This window comes from Sulfitobacter dubius (genome assembly GCF_900113435.1).
In the GTDB taxonomy this organism is placed as follows: Bacteria; Pseudomonadota; Alphaproteobacteria; order Rhodobacterales; family Rhodobacteraceae; genus Sulfitobacter; species Sulfitobacter dubius.
The window spans coordinates 156151-170330 of sequence record NZ_FOPG01000004.1 but is presented as its reverse complement, the minus strand read 5'-3'; the positions used below and the strand labels follow the sequence as shown (position 1 = coordinate 170330).

The 14180-nt window shown below is 61.1% G+C and carries 14 protein-coding genes; 13 read left to right on the top strand and 1 reads right to left on the bottom strand.

Annotated elements, in window-relative coordinates; genetic code table 11:
• Window positions 1–4 precede the first annotated feature (4 nt).
• The 12 genes from BM229_RS16710 to BM229_RS16655 all read left to right on the top strand — a co-directional run bounded on the left by BM229_RS16710 (window position 5) and on the right by BM229_RS16655 (window position 11583).
• Window positions 5–1798, top strand: a complete 1794-nt coding sequence (locus BM229_RS16710) for a gamma-glutamyltransferase family protein (protein ID WP_093928780.1) — start codon at window positions 5–7, stop codon at window positions 1796–1798.
• Window positions 1799–1801: 3 nt separating this feature from the next.
• Window positions 1802–2563, top strand: a complete 762-nt coding sequence (locus BM229_RS16705; RefSeq protein ID WP_093928779.1) for a DUF1028 domain-containing protein — start codon at window positions 1802–1804, stop codon at window positions 2561–2563.
• Window positions 2564–2567: 4 nt separating this feature from the next.
• Window positions 2568–3410 (top strand): sulfite exporter TauE/SafE family protein, encoded by an 843-nt coding sequence (locus BM229_RS16700; protein ID WP_093928778.1) that lies wholly within the window; start codon window positions 2568–2570, stop codon window positions 3408–3410.
• On the top strand, window positions 3407–4120 hold the full coding sequence (locus tag BM229_RS16695) for a FadR/GntR family transcriptional regulator (RefSeq protein WP_093928777.1): 714 nt from the start codon (window positions 3407–3409) through the stop codon (window positions 4118–4120). The genes BM229_RS16700 and BM229_RS16695 overlap by 4 nt, the downstream gene beginning before the upstream one ends.
• A gap of 196 nt (window positions 4121–4316) precedes the next feature.
• Window positions 4317–5297 (top strand): phosphate/phosphite/phosphonate ABC transporter substrate-binding protein, encoded by a 981-nt coding sequence (gene phnD / locus BM229_RS16690; RefSeq protein WP_093928776.1) that lies wholly within the window; start codon window positions 4317–4319, stop codon window positions 5295–5297.
• Between the two features lie 54 nt (window positions 5298–5351).
• Window positions 5352–6125 carry a phosphonate ABC transporter ATP-binding protein gene (gene phnC, locus BM229_RS16685; protein WP_093928775.1) on the top strand — a complete coding sequence of 258 codons (774 nt, stop codon included), beginning with the start codon at window positions 5352–5354 and terminating at the stop codon, window positions 6123–6125.
• Complete coding sequence (phnE, locus tag BM229_RS16680; protein WP_093928774.1) at window positions 6122–6916, top strand: phosphonate ABC transporter, permease protein PhnE; 795 nt, start codon at window positions 6122–6124, stop codon at window positions 6914–6916. Before phnC ends, phnE (BM229_RS16680) begins: the two co-directional genes overlap by 4 nt.
• Window positions 6913–7722 carry a phosphonate ABC transporter, permease protein PhnE gene (gene phnE, locus BM229_RS16675; protein WP_093928773.1) on the top strand — a complete coding sequence of 270 codons (810 nt, stop codon included), beginning with the start codon at window positions 6913–6915 and terminating at the stop codon, window positions 7720–7722. The genes phnE (BM229_RS16680) and phnE (BM229_RS16675) overlap by 4 nt, the downstream gene beginning before the upstream one ends.
• The gene (locus BM229_RS16670; RefSeq protein ID WP_093928772.1) at window positions 7719–8624 is read left to right on the top strand and encodes an HAD-IIA family hydrolase; all 906 of its coding nucleotides are present in this window, start codon (window positions 7719–7721) and stop codon (window positions 8622–8624) included. Before phnE (BM229_RS16675) ends, BM229_RS16670 begins: the two co-directional genes overlap by 4 nt.
• A 114-nt stretch (window positions 8625–8738) precedes the next feature.
• A complete protein-coding gene (locus BM229_RS16665; RefSeq protein WP_093928771.1) occupies window positions 8739–9722 on the top strand; it encodes a TRAP transporter substrate-binding protein in 984 nt (327 codons plus the stop codon).
• A 66-nt stretch (window positions 9723–9788) separates the two neighbouring features.
• Window positions 9789–10307, top strand: coding sequence for a TRAP transporter small permease (locus BM229_RS16660; RefSeq protein ID WP_093928770.1), 519 nt, complete (start codon window positions 9789–9791; stop codon window positions 10305–10307).
• Window positions 10300–11583, top strand: coding sequence for a TRAP transporter large permease (locus BM229_RS16655; RefSeq protein WP_067628756.1), 1284 nt, complete (start codon window positions 10300–10302; stop codon window positions 11581–11583). Before BM229_RS16660 ends, BM229_RS16655 begins: the two co-directional genes overlap by 8 nt.
• A 49-nt stretch (window positions 11584–11632) precedes the next feature.
• Here BM229_RS16655 and BM229_RS16650 read toward each other — a convergent pair whose 3' ends face one another.
• Window positions 11633–13129 carry an aldehyde dehydrogenase family protein gene (locus BM229_RS16650; protein ID WP_093928769.1) on the bottom strand — a complete coding sequence of 499 codons (1497 nt, stop codon included), beginning with the start codon at window positions 13127–13129 and terminating at the stop codon, window positions 11633–11635.
• 157 nt (window positions 13130–13286) lie between these two features.
• On the opposite strand from BM229_RS16650, the gene BM229_RS16645 reads away from it, so the two are divergent.
• Window positions 13287–14180, top strand: a complete 894-nt coding sequence (locus tag BM229_RS16645; protein WP_476755915.1) for an NAD(P)-dependent oxidoreductase — start codon at window positions 13287–13289, stop codon at window positions 14178–14180.

Genomic DNA, 14180 nt, shown 5'->3' with positions numbered 1-14180 from the left:
CGACATGACCACCTTCACCACCCGCCCCGAGATCCGCGGCTCCTTTGGTGTCACCACCTCGACCCATTGGATCGCCTCGACCGTCGGTTTCGGCATTCTGGAAAAAGGCGGCAATGCTTTTGACGCCGCTGCGGCTACCGGTTTCGTTCTGCAGGTGGTTGAGCCGCATCTGAACGGCCCGGCGGGCGATCTGCCGATCATCTTTCACGACGCAGAAAAGAAAGAGACCAAGGTCGTCTGTGCCCAAGGCGTCAGCCCCGCAGGCGCCACGTTGGAGCATTTTGAGAAACTCGGTCTGAAATTGATCCCAGGTTCTGGTCTTTTGTCGACCGTGGTTCCCGGTGCATTCGACGGCTGGATGCTGATGCTGCGGGATCATGGCACCATGGGCCTGCGGGACGTGCTGCAACCGGCAATCGATTATGCCCGCGACGGCCATCCGGTGCTGCCGCGCGTGTCGAACACGATCAAAGGGCTGGCTGACTATTTCGCCGCCGAATGGCCAACCTCTGCCGCCGTATGGACACCGGGCGGCAAGGCACCAGAGCCGAACGCCAATTTCAAAAACCCCGATCTGGCCGCTACCTATGAACGATTGGTGAGCGAGGCCGAAGCCGCCGGAACTGACCGGGTGGCGCAGATTGATGCTGCGCGCCAGATTTGGGCCGATGGATTTGTGGCCGACGCGATCTTTGACTACCTCAAAGACGCCCGCGTGCATGATGTATCCGAGCAGAAAAATAGTGCCGTGCTGGCGCGCGAAGACATGGCCAAATGGCAGGCGACCTATGAGGACACGCTAAGTTACGAGTATCACGGCTGGACGGTTCACAAAACTCAGGCATGGTCGCAAGGGCCAGTATTCCTGCAGACGCTGGCAATCCTGAAGCATTTCGACCTCGCCGCGATGGACCCGATGGGGGTTTCCTTTACCCATACGGTGATTGAGGCGATGAAGCTCGCCTTTGCCGACCGCGAGGCTTATTATGGTGATCCCGACCACAGCATCATCCCGATGGATCAACTGCTGTCGAACGACTACAACGCCGAACGCGCCAAGCTGATCAATGGGCAAGCCTCCCTTGATCAACGCCCCGGTGTTATTGCGGGACTGGAGCATCTGCCTGAGCGCTATATCGAACGCGCCGCCCGTGATTTCGGCGTCCAGAATGCCGCACCACAAGAGCCCACCATGGCCCATCTGACCGAAAAACGCGGCGATACGGTGCATCTAGATGTGGTCGATCGCTTGGGCAATATGGTTTCGGCCACGCCCTCGGGCGGTTGGTTGCAGAGCAATCCGGTCGTGCCGGGACTTGGCTTTCCGCTGAATTCCCGCGCGCAGATGTTCTGGCTTGAGCGGGGCTTGCCCACCTCCCTCGCCCCTGGGCGGCGTCCGCGCACCACATTGACCCCCTCCTTTGCCGAACATTCGGACGGGCGGCAGTTGGTTTTTGGTACACCGGGCGGCGACCAGCAGGACCAGTGGCAGTTGATCTGGTTCTTGCGGTTTGTGCATCACGGGATCGACTTGCAACAAGGCATGGACGCGCCGCTGTTCCACACGCTTCACTTCCAAAGCAGCTTCTTCCCCCGGGAGGCCCTGCCCGGTGAGATGATGATCGAGCCCAATGTGGGGCCAGCCGTAATCGATGGACTGCGCGCGCGCGGTCATATCGTGACCGTGGCCGATCCGTGGTCGGTGGGTCGCCTCACGGCCGCGCTACGCAACCCTGATGGCAGCCTTCAAGCCGCCGCGACCCCCCGCCTGATGCAGGCCTATGCCGTAGGACGCTGACCCATGACCTATTCCATCATCGCCCGTGACCCCGAAAGCAACGAAATCGGCATCGCCGTCGCCAGCCGCTTTTTCGCTTGCGGTGCTGCTGTGCCCTATATCGGCCGCCGGGTCGCGGTCGCAACGCAGGCCTTCGTCAATCCACTATGGGGAACAGAGGGCCGCCGCATGTTGGAAAGCGGCGACCTTGCCGAGGCGTTGTTAAAGGAATTCGCCTCACGCGACGCAGGCCGCGATATCCGCCAATGTCACATGCTTGATGCGGCAGGAAATTTCGCCGCACATACCGGTGCGGATTGCGTCGATTGGGCCGGGCACCGGGTGGGCGATATCCATTCGGTTGCAGGCAATATGCTGACTGGACCCGAGGTGGTTGAGGCGACATTCGATACCTATGCCGCACGCGGTGATCTGCCGATGGCCGAACGTCTACTTGCCGCCATGCGCGCGGGCGAAGAAGCAGGCGGCGACAAACGGGGCCGTCAGGCCGCAGGTCTGGTCATTCACCGCGGACAGGACCATGCCTATCTTGATCTGCGCGTTGATGATCACCACGATCCGCTAAGCGAACTTGATCGCCTGCTTGAAGTAGCGGGGGAACGTTACCTTCACGTGGCCGAGGCAATGCCGAGCCTTGATAATTTCTCAGGCACCTCTGACCGCGCGCCGATCGACGCGGCCATCACGCGGGCCGAAGAGGCGCGCAAAGCGGCAGGTAAAACCAGTCGCTCACAAGCGACCGTTACAGTGACAGAGAAGGATTGACCTGATGAACGCGCTAGACCTTGGCCAACTTCTGCCGCTTCTTGCCATTGCAATCACCGCAGGTGTCTTTGGTGGCATCCTTGCCGGACTGTTGGGCGTCGGCGGCGGTATCGTCATTGTGCCCGCGCTGTACCTTGCCCTGTCAACGGCGGGCATGGATTCTGCAATCACCATGCAGGTGGCCGTGGGCACATCGTTGGCGACCATCGTCTTCACCTCACTTTCGTCGGGCTATGGTCATTTTAAACGCGGCGCCATTGATATGAATTTGCTCAAACTCTGGGCGCCATCGCTGTTGGTCGGAGTGGTCATCGGGGCACTTTTGGGTGGCTATGTCTCGGGCCTGATTTTAGTCGCGGTTTTCGCTACGGTCGCGGCCCTTGTGGCCATAGACATGATCTTTCGGAAAACCAAAGACGAGCCGACGCCGCGCAGCTTTGCCAAACCGGTCTGGGCGATGCTGGGCGTTGTCACAGGCGGGCTATCGGCCATGATGGGCATTGGCGGGGGCACCATCGGCGTGCCGCTGCTGAACTTCCTTGGCTATGACATCCGCCGCGCCGTTGGCACCTCGGCGGCGATTGGGTTCATCATCGGGCTGCCCGGCGCTGTGGTCTATGCGCTGACCGGGCTTGGCGCCGAGGGGCTGCCGCCCTTCTCGCTTGGTTATGTGAACTTTGCCGCTGCGGCCATCATCATTCCGCTGACCAGCAGCTTTGCCCACGTCGGGGTGAAATTGGCACATAGCATCCCGCGGCGCGCGCTTAGGTTTGCCTTTGGAATCTTCCTGATGATAACCTCTCTACGCATGTTTTTTGATTTATTTGAAGCGTTTTCCAACTCATGACACAGTCCCCCCAGCCCGCCCCAAGCGAAGATGAATTGGCCGAGCGTCTGCGCAGCTCGATCCGGCAGGGGGACATCCTAAACGATGGGCGCATGCCACCCGAACGGACATTGGCCGAGCATTTCGGCGTGAGCCGCGCGCGGCTGCGGCTGGCGCTTGGCCTGCTGCAAGAAGACGGCACGATCTACCGCCGCCACGGCCAAGGCACCTTTGCCACGCCGCCGCCCGCCACCAATGCCGACAGCCTGCGCCACCTTGCCCGGCAGGTGACACCAAGCGACGTGATGGAAGTGCGGCTTGAGGTCGAGCCCGCCCTTGCCGCCCTCGCTGCCGACCGCGCCCGCCCGCAAGAGATCGAACGGTTGGATCAGTTGATGCGCGCCACGTTGAACCTCAGCGACCCGGACGCCTATGAGGCAGCGGATGACATGTTTCACTATAAAATTGCTGAAATGGCGCGGAATCCGTTGTTCCTCACGGTCTACGAATCCATCCGCGCTGTGAGGCGCGAAGTGGCTTGGACCTCCCGCCGCCGCAGTTCTCATGCGCCCGAAACGCTGCAGATCCTGGGCGAACAGCACATGACCCTGAACGACGCCATCGCCCGGCGCGACTCATTGGGCGCGGCTTCGGCGATGGAGCAGCATTTGCTGACCGTTTCTAAGACACTGCTACGGGACCGGGTGCGCAAGATCGAGCTAAACCTCTAAACGCCGAACCGGCCCCTTCCTCACAATCCGACATCGGTGCCGCCCTTGCCCCCTTTGGGCGGGTATTGTTACAGTTATGTGACAAACGTGTTTGCCAGCGCGCCAGAACTGCTTGCAAACGAAACTGTTCGATGTTCGTATCTGTGCATTATTGTATTTCGCGCCAAATGCGCGGATTCTCAGGGAGGAGAACGCAATGTCTCATAAGAACCTATTCGCCGCTGGTCTTACCGCGGCCTTCACACTCACGGGCGGCCTTGCCTTCGCACAAGAAGACTGCGAGCGCGGCGCTTTGGACAAGATGTTCTGTGACGCCAATGGAGATCTGGTTGCAGATGCGCCCACTGATCCCGAAATGCTGAAAGACCCTTCGACACTGGTCTTTGCCTATACCCCCGTCGAAGACCCGGCAATCTACGAAGACATCTGGACCCCCTTCATTGACCATCTCGAAGAGGTAACCGGCAAGGATGTGCAGTTCTTCGCTGTGCAGTCGAACTCTGCCGAGGTCGAAGCCATGCGCTCGGGCCGTCTGCACATCGCGGGCTTTTCCACCGGGCCCACCCCTTTCGCGGTGAACCTCGCGGGCGTTGAGCCCTTCGCGATCATGGGCGCGGATGACGGCCAGTTTGGCTACAAGCTTCAGGTCTACACGCAGGCCGACAGCGACATCAAAGAGATGAAAGACCTCGCCGGCAAGCGCATCGCGCATACCTCGCCCACGTCGAACTCCGGCAACCAAGCGCCGCGCGCGCTGTTCCCCGATCTGGGCGTTGTGCCGGATGAGGACTACGAAGTGACCTATTCGGGCAGCCACGACCAGTCGATGCTGGGCGTTGTCGCGGGCGACTATGACGCGGCGCCTGTGGCCTCCGAAGTGGTCGACCGCATGGCCGAGCGTGGTCTCTATGATCCTGAAGACGTGCGCATCGTCTGGGAAAGCGATCCCTTCCCGACAACCTCTTACGGTGTCGCGCATGACCTCGCGCCCGAGCTGAAGGACAAGATCAAGGAAGCCTTCTTCTCCTTCGACTTCGAAGGCACCGCATTGGGTGAGGAATTCGCGGGCGTGAGCAAATTCATCCCGATCACCTACAAGGACCAATGGGCGGTTATCCGTCAGATCCAAAAGGCGAACGGCGTCGAGTACACGCCCCAAGGTCTCGCTGCCGAATAATCGTTTAACGTCGGGGCCGGCGAATACGTCGGCCCTGCACACAAGGTATCCTACATGTTGAAAATTACCGACCTCGTGAAGCGCTATGGCAGCGGTGATCCGGTGCTGAAAAACCTCGACCTGACCATCGAGGGAGAAAGCGTCGTTTCGATCATCGGTTCCTCCGGCGCGGGCAAATCGACGCTGCTGCGCTGCATCAACCGATTGGTGGAGCCGACCTCGGGGTCGATCAACCTCAACGGCACCGAACTCACCAGCCTGCGCGGCAAAAACCTGCGCGCTGCGCGGCGCAAGATCGGGATGGTATTTCAGGGGTTCAACCTCGTTGACCGTCTCACGGTGATGGAGAACGTACAATCGGGCCGTTTGGGCTATATCTCGACATGGTCCGCCGTCACCCGCCGCTATCCCAAGGCCGACATCCGCCGCGCCTATGAGTTGATGGAGCGTGTCGGCATCGCGCAATATGCCAACACCCGCGCCGACCAGCTTTCGGGCGGCGAACGCCAGCGTGTCGGCGTGGTTCGCGCCCTGATGCAAGACCCCGACATTCTGCTGGCGGACGAGCCGACCGCCTCACTCGACCCCAAGACCTCCGAACAGATCATGGGGCTGCTGCGTGACCTCGCCGGTGAGCTGAAACTGCCGGTGCTGATCAACATCCACAATGTAACCGAGGCCAAGGAATATACCGACCGCATCGTCGGCATGCGTTATGGCCGGATCATCTTTGATGATGTCCCCGCCAAGCTGGACCAAGAGGCGATGGACCAAATTTACGCGGGCAGTCCCCATGCCGACCGCGCAAAAGACGGGGCCGCGGCATGAGCGCGCCGCGGGACACTTGGAAAAAGCCGCCCTTTATCGCCAACCCGTTGCTTCGCTGGGCGGTGATCCTGGGCGCCGTCGCCTATTTCGGCTGGGTCGGTCTGACCATGCCCATCGACTGGAACCGCGTCTCAGAAGGATTAGGCCGCGCGGGCCGCATCTTTAGCGGGGCCTTTCCGCCCAGCTTTGAACGCTCTGGCCTGTTGATCGACGGCTTTCTCGAAAGCCTGAAGATCGCCATCCTTGCCACCGCGGGCGGCGTGCTATTGTCGATCCCCATCGCATTTATGTCGGCGCGCAATGTGGCCCCCAAACCGATCTTCTACCTCGGCCGCGCCATCATCATTGTCGCGCGCAGTTTTCACCCGGTCATCGTTGCGATCCTTTTCGTCAAAGCCGTGGGCTTTGGACCCTTCGCCGGGGTGCTGACGCTGATTGTCTATTCCGTGGGCTTTGTCGCCAAGATGCTGGCCGAGCGGATTGAAGAGATCGACTTCGGCCAAGTCGAGGCCATGCGTGCCGCCGGTGCGCCTTACTTCTCGACACTGACCTATGCGATCTTTCCGCAAATTATGCCGCGCCAGATCGGTCTGACAATCTATCAACTCGACAGCAACCTGCGGGCTTCAGCCGTGGTCGGCATCGTCGGTGCGGGCGGCATTGGGGCGACGCTCGCCAATGCCTTTGGGCGCTATGACTATGACTTCGCCCTCGCCATCACCATGGTCATCGTCGGTGTGATCCTTGTCTCAGAAGCCATCAGCGGCGTGATCAGAAAGCGCATCCAATGACGACCCTTGCAGAGAAATTCGGTCGCGACGACTGGACCCGCTTCACCCTGCGCCAGCGTATGACGCGCTACGGCGTGATCTTTGGCTGCGCGCTTGCCATTGCTTGGGCGCTGACCTCGATCGAGGTCATCTGGGCCTGGGTCTGGGGCGCGCCCGAGCAGATCGGCGACCTCTTTGGCCGCATGTATCCGCCTGACCCTACCAACCTTGAAACAATCCTTAAGGTGCTTTGGGATACGGTAAACATCGCCACCTTCGCCACCACCTTTGCGGTGCTGCTGTCGCTGCCTGTCGCCTATATCGCCGCGCAAAACACCACGCCCAACCGCGCAACGCTCTGGCTCGGGCGGCTGATCCTTGTGACCTCACGGTCGGTCAACACGATCATCTGGGCGCTGCTCTTCGTGGCTATCTTTGGCCCCGGCGTCGTGGCGGGCATTTTGGCGATTATGTTCCGCTCCATCGGCTTTGTCGGCAAATTGCTGGGCGAGGCGATTGAGGAGATCGACCGCCGCCCCGTCGAGGCACTGGAGGCCACGGGCGCCTCGCGGTTCAAGGTCATCGCCTATGCGATCGTGCCACAGGTCATGCCGACCTTCTGGGCGGTTTCGATCCTGCGGTGGGACATCAACCTGCGTGAATCCACCGTTCTGGGCCTTGTCGGCGCGGGGGGTATCGGGATCATCCTGCAGGGGGCCATCGACACATTCAACTGGCCCGAGGTCGCCACGATCCTCATCGCGATCATCGTGCTGGTGATTATTGGCGAGGTCATCTCGGCCTATCTGCGCCGTCGCATCCTGTGAGGCCCGGGATCGACCCTGCGCAGGCGCTGGCCGAATACCAGCGCCTGCGGCCCCGCCTGCCCGCCTGCGATCGGCAAGGTGCCGCGGCGGAGGCGGCGTGTTTTCTGGATATCGTCGCCCCCTATGATCTGATCCTATTTGATGCTTACGGCGTGCTGAACGTGGGCGAAACGGCTATTGAAGGCGCAGCACAGACCATCGCCACCCTGCGCGAAATGGGCAAAGCGGTATCGGTCGTGTCGAACTCTGCCGCCTACCCAAAAGCGCATATGATGCAACGCTACGCCCGACTGGGGTTTAATTTTAGCGTGGATGAGGTCATCACCAGCCGCGACGCACTGCTTGCTCGCGTGGCCCAAGAACCCGCGCGGCAGTGGGGCGTGATGCTGAACCCCGACAAGGATATGGGTGAAATTTCCGACCTTGGCGCGATCGTTTTGGCGGATGATCCGAATATCTATGACAACGTGGCAGGTTTTCTGCTTGTCGGTGCGGATGGTTGGACCGACGCGCGGCAGGCCCTGCTCGAAGCCAGCCTCGCGCGCCATGCTCGCCCTGTCTTTGTCGGCAACCCCGATCTCGTGGCCCCGCGCGAAGACGGGCTATCGCTTGAACCCGGTTGGTTCGCACATCGGCTGATCGACGCGACCGGGGTTTCCGTACATTTCTGCGGCAAGCCCTTTCCAGACATCTTTGAACTGGCGCTTGCACGCCGTGCGCCAATCGCCCCCGCCCGTGTGTTGATGGTGGGCGATACGCTCCACACCGATATTTTGGGCGGGGCGCAGGCGGGGTTCTCCACGGCCTTGGTCACTGGGCACGGCTCCCTTTTGGGGCTGGATGTGGCGGCGGCGATCAAGGGTTCGGACATAGCCCCCGATTATATCGTTGCGGAAATCTAATCCGAAACGCTGTGGAAACATTGTCCACAAAGCCCCGTCACCCCATTGCCAATCCGTGCATCGCCCGCTAGCAGTTTTCGTGACCTTGTTAATAAGATCGCTGGAGGATACGAAATGTTCAAAATCACCAAGCCCACGGCAATTATCGCCACTCTTGCCGCGCTCACCGGAGGAGCCCTGAGCGCGGAAACCGAAGTCAAGATCGGCTACGCCCTTGCCCCCGACAGCCACTACGGCGTCGCGGCGCAGAAGTGGCAAGAAGTCGTTGAGGCCGAAACCGACGGCAAATTCAGCTTCCGGCACTTTCCTTCCTCCGGTCTGGGTGGGGAACGCGAAGTGGTCGAAGGCCTACAGCTTGGCACCGTTGAAGCGACCATCGTTTCCACCGGCACGCTTAGCAACTTTGTCCCCGCCACCGGCGTGACCGACGTCCCCTTCCTGTTCCGTAGCCTTGACCATGCGCGCCGCGTATTGGACGGCCCAATCGGTCAAGACATCCTTGCTGAATTCGACAGCGCGGGCATGGTGGCACTGGCTTGGGGTGAGCAGGGTTTCCGCCACATCACCAACAACCGCAACGCGATCGAGACCCCAGAAGACATCGCGGGCATGAAACTGCGCACCATGGAAAACCCGGTGCACCTAGATGCCTTCAACGCCGCCGGTGCCGCGCCCACGCCAATGGCATGGCCCGAGGTGATCAGCTCGCTCCAGCAGGGCACCATCGACGGGCAGGAAAACCCGCTCTCGGTGATCGTGTCGGTGAAACTCGACGAAGTGCAGAAGTACCTGACACTCTCCGGCCACGTCTATTCGCCCGCCATGCTGTTGGTTTCCAAACCCTTCTGGGAAGGTCTGTCTGACGAAGACAAAGCCGCCTTTGAGAAGGGCGCGACCGAGGCCGTCACCGCCATGCGCGCCTTTGTGGATGACGTTGAGCAGAGCGGCGTCGCGACGCTGAAAGAGCGTGGCATGGAAGTGAATGAGCTGACCGAAGAGCAAAAAGCCACCTTCCGCGCCTCGATCGAGAGCGCCTATGAAGGCTACTACGAGACCTATGGTAAAGAGCTGATCGATCAGATCGCCGCGACCGAGTAAGCGCGTCGACGCAAAGACAGACGGCCGGGAGCAGCGCTTCCGGCCGTTTTGCACGGGAGGGAAACCATGCGCAGATTGGAACAGCTATTCGTCAAGGTGAACGCCGCCGTGGTGATCGCCTGCCTGGCGGGGATGGTCTTGGTCGTGGGGGCCAATGTCGCTTTGCGGTTCAGCACCAATCACTCGCTGTCATGGTCCGATGAATCCGCCCGTTACCTGATGATCTGGATGGCCTTTCTGGGTGCTGGCCTTGCCCTCCGGCAGGGCGGCCATGTGGCCATCACCAATCTGCACGACGTGATGAACACCCGGATGCAGCGCATCCTGCGCGGGGTCATCGTATTGATCCTGTTGTTCTTTTTCGCTTTCATGGTCAAAGTCGGCTGGGACTATATGCAGCGCGCGCAGTACCAGATGACCCCGGCGATGCGGCTGTCGTTTCGCTATGTCTATGCCGCCATGCCGGTCGGGTTCTCGCTGTTGATCGTGCATCTGCTGCTGATCGCGCGGCCTTTCATCATGGCGGGGCACTACCACCGGCCCGATGGCCAGACCGAAAACATGCCGGGAGCCGCCAATGGCTGAGATCCTCTTTATCTCGCTTTTCGTGCTTATGGTGCTGGGGCTGCCCGTTGCCTTTGCCATGGCCATTTCGGTTTTTGCGGCAATTGGTTTGGGAAGTTCCTATCCGCAGATCGTCGTGGTCAAAGAAATGTTTTCCGGCCTCGACAGTTTCCCGCTTTTGGCTGTGCCCTTCTTCATCCTCGCCGCCGAGATCATGACCGGCGGCGCGATCACCCACACGCTTTTGCGCTTTGCGGCACAATTCGTGGGCCATCTGCGCGGGGGGCTGGGCTATGCCAATGTGATCTCCTCCACCATGTTCGCAGGGATCTCCGGCTCGGCGCTGGCCGATGCGGCGGGACCGGGGGCGATGATGATCCGCATGATGGAAAAAGGCGGCTATGACCGCTCCTACGCCGGGGCGCTGACGATTTCCTCGGCGGTGGTGGGGCCGATCATTCCGCCGTCGATCGTGATGATCATCTATGCGCTGCAGGATCAGGAGGTCTCGGTCGGGTCGCTGTTTATGGCCGGTGTTATTCCGGGGCTTTTGCTGGCCTGTGGCAGTCTTGCCGCCAACGGTTGGGTCAGTTGGAAACGCGACTATCGCAGCGCGGATGCACGCCCCGAGCGGGCGCAGATGTGGCGCAATACATTCATGGCGCTGCCAGCGCTTGGGTTGATCGTGCTGATTGTCGGCGGCATCCGGGGCGGTATTTTCACGCCCACCGAAGCGTCGGTCATCGCAGTGTTCTATGCCCTCTTCTGCGGGTTTTTCGTCTACCGCGCGCTGCGCTTGCGTGACCTGCCCGGCCTGATCCTGCGCGCCGCGCTGATCTCTTCGGCGGTGCTTTTGATCCTTGGCGCTGCGCGGGCCTTTGCATGGGTTTTGGTGATCGAAGGCGTGCCGCAATTTCTGGCCGAGACGATCATCGCATGGGAGCTGTCGCCGATCCTGTTTCTCTTGGCGGTCAACGTGTTGCTGCTGCTCTTTGGCCTGTTCATGGATCCGCTGCCTGGCGTGATGATCTTGGTGCCGATCTTGGCGCCGATCAGCCATGCGCTTGGCATCGCGCCGGACCATTTTGCGATTGTGGTGATCGTGAACCTGACGCTCGGCCTCACGACGCCGCCGGTGGGGAGCCTGATCTTCGTGGTGTCTTCGGCGGTGAACCTGCGCCCTGCGGCGCTGATCCGTGAGATGCCGCCGTTCTTTCTGGCGAACTTTGTCGTGTTGATGCTGCTGACCTTCGTGCCGGCGATTTCGACATGGCTGCCGAAGGTCAGCGGTTTTTAGCAATTTACCGCCCGGCATCAGACCGGGCGGCGCCGCGCTGAGCTTGTCCTTACTCGGTCTGGATCCAAACCGCCTTGGTATCCAAATACGCCTGCAGGTGCTCCACGCCACCTTCCTTGCCATAGCCCGACATCTTGAGCCCGCCGAACGGCACCGCCGGGTCAATCGCGTGGTACATGTTTACCCAGACCGATCCCGCCTTTAGGCGCTTCACCGTGCGATGCGCTGTGCTGAGGTCGCGCGTAAAGATGCCTGCCGCCAGACCGTAGGGCGTGGCATTGGCGCGCGCGATGACCTCTTCCATCGTGTCGAAGGGCAGGACAGAGATCACAGGCCCGAAAATCTCCTCCCGCGCGATGGTCATGTCGTCGGTCACATCGGCAAAGATCACCGGCTCAAGAAAGTTGCCGCCTTCATAGCCCGCGCCCTCGGGCCGCGCCCCACCGGTGACCAGCCGCGCGCCTTCGGCCTTGCCCGCAGCGATATAGCCCTCGACCTTTTCGGCCTGCACGCGGTTGATCAGGGGGCCAAGGTCCGTGCCCTCATCCAACCCGTGCCCAATCTTCAATCCGCGCGCGAAGGCGGCGAGCTTCTCGATAAACTCATCCTGAATTTCGCGTGCCACGAACAGCCGCGACCCCGCGATACAAATCTGACCTGAATGCGCGTAGACCGCCATCGCCGCCACCGGCACAGCCTTATCAATATCCGCGTCCTTGCAGATAATCAGCGGAGATTTTCCGCCCAACTCCAACGTGATCCGCTTGAGGTTTTCAACGCCAGCGCGGGCAATCGTCTTGCCCGTGGCAGTCGAACCGGTGAAGACCACTTTGTTCACGTCCTCATGTTCGGCCAGACGCGCGCCCGCTTCGCGGCCCGTGCCGGTGACCACGTTGACCACCCCATCGGGCACGCCTGCCTCTTGCATCAGGCGCGCGATCATCAAGGGCGTCAGCGGCGCGTCTTCGGAGGGTTTCAATACCACGGTGCAGCCCGTCGCCAAGGCAGGGGCAATTTTCCAGATCGAGGCGGCGGTCGGGGCGTTCCAAGGGATAATCGCCCCCACCACGCCCACCGGCTCGCGCGTAGTGAAAGAGAACATCGATTGCGAGACCGAGTTTTCGATCACATCGCCATGCAACGCGACCGCCTGCCCCGCATAGAACCGCAGCATCCCGATCACCCGGCGTTTGTTGCCCATGGTCCGCGCCAGTGGCAGACCCATGTCGGCGGTGTCAGAGACGCAGAGTTTTTCCCAATCGCGCTCCATCACATCGGCAATGCGCAAAAGCACCTCTTGCCGGTCATAGGGCGTGAATTTCGACCACGCCCCCTCAAAGGCCCGGCGCGCGGCGGCGACGGCGGCATCGACATCCTCGGCCCCGCCACGCGGCACCGTCGCCAGCGCCCGGTTTGAGGCGGGATCGACCACGTTCAGCACCTCACCCGAACGCGCGGGCACATCCTTGCCGTCGATGAACATTGGGCAGAACTGCCCGTGATAAAGGGTCTCGGCGATCTGGTGGGGGTCGAAGGTCAAAGTCATATTAGCCTCATTCAATCAATGCGCCATTCCTATCAAGCGCCGTGTCGGTTTCAAATATACAAAGCCCTGTTTGGCCGAGAAAATCAGCCCCGCCCGCGTTGCGCCGTGGCGGGCGACGGGGTAGACCTTTCCCCAAGGGAACCGCGCAGAGGTGGCGGTGGCAAGCGAAGGAAAACCCATGAAAATCGGTATGATCGGTGTCGGCCTGATGGGCCACGGAATTGCACGCAACGTGATGCGGCGCGGGGGTTTTGCGCTTGGCTATTTCGACCACCCCGGCAACCAGCCGACCGATGAATTGGACGGGCTGGGGGCCACAGCCTTTGACAGTCTTAGCGATCTGGCCGCCGCGTCGGACGTGATCATTCTTTGCGTGACCGGCTCTCCGCAGGTCGAAGGCATTCTGACCCGTGCGGGCGGCGTGATTGCCGGGCTGAAGCCCGGTGCGGTTGTGGTCGATTGCTCTACCTCCCTGCCCGCCTCGACGGTGAAGATGGCCGAGGCGGTCAAAGCGGCGGGGGGCGAATTCGTTGACGCGCCAATGACCCGGACCGCGCAGTTTGCCCATGAGGGGAAGTTGAACCTGCTCGTCGGCGGTGACGCGGCCACGGTCGAAAAGGTCTCTCCGGTGCTCGCCGCCTTCACGGAGGAGGTCAAACATGTGGGCGAGGTCAGCGCAGGCCACCGTTTGAAACTGCTGCACAATTACGTCTCGGTCGGGTTCATGTCGCTCCTCGCCGAGGCTGCGGCGCAATCGGCGGACGCAGGGATCGATCCCCAGAGCTTTGTCGATGTCTTGGCGGGTGGCGGCGGTGCCAGTGTCGCGCTTGATCGGCTGTCGCCCTTCATCACTAGCGGCGACCGCGAGGCGCTGCCCTTTGCGATCAGCAACGCGCTTAAGGATTTCGACTATTACCGCCAGATGTCCGCGCAAGCCGGCGCACAGGTCGAGATTGCCGATGGGGTCTATCGCGCCCTTTCCAACGTCGTCGAAAAGGGCGCGGGCGATGCCTATGTCCCTGAATTGGTGCAGCATTTCCGCAAGGGTTAA

Bases quoted from the DNA above. Each gene is read 5' to 3' on its own strand.
- BM229_RS16710 (WP_093928780.1), top strand. From the start codon at position 5: ATGACCACCTTCACCACCCGCCCCGAGATCCGCGGCTCCTTTGGTGTC.
- BM229_RS16705 (WP_093928779.1), top strand. From the start codon at position 1,802: ATGACCTATTCCATCATCGCCCGTGACCCCGAAAGCAACGAAATCGGC.
- BM229_RS16700 (WP_093928778.1), top strand. From the start codon at position 2,568: ATGAACGCGCTAGACCTTGGCCAACTTCTGCCGCTTCTTGCCATTGCA.
- BM229_RS16695 (WP_093928777.1), top strand. From the start codon at position 3,407: ATGACACAGTCCCCCCAGCCCGCCCCAAGCGAAGATGAATTGGCCGAG.
- phnD (WP_093928776.1), top strand. From the start codon at position 4,317: ATGTCTCATAAGAACCTATTCGCCGCTGGTCTTACCGCGGCCTTCACA.
- phnC (WP_093928775.1), top strand. From the start codon at position 5,352: ATGTTGAAAATTACCGACCTCGTGAAGCGCTATGGCAGCGGTGATCCG.
- phnE (WP_093928774.1), top strand. From the start codon at position 6,122: ATGAGCGCGCCGCGGGACACTTGGAAAAAGCCGCCCTTTATCGCCAAC.
- phnE (WP_093928773.1), top strand. From the start codon at position 6,913: ATGACGACCCTTGCAGAGAAATTCGGTCGCGACGACTGGACCCGCTTC.
- BM229_RS16665 (WP_093928771.1), top strand. From the start codon at position 8,739: ATGTTCAAAATCACCAAGCCCACGGCAATTATCGCCACTCTTGCCGCG.
- BM229_RS16660 (WP_093928770.1), top strand. From the start codon at position 9,789: ATGCGCAGATTGGAACAGCTATTCGTCAAGGTGAACGCCGCCGTGGTG.
- BM229_RS16655 (WP_067628756.1), top strand. From the start codon at position 10,300: ATGGCTGAGATCCTCTTTATCTCGCTTTTCGTGCTTATGGTGCTGGGG.
- BM229_RS16650 (WP_093928769.1), bottom strand. From the start codon at position 13,129: ATGACTTTGACCTTCGACCCCCACCAGATCGCCGAGACCCTTTATCAC.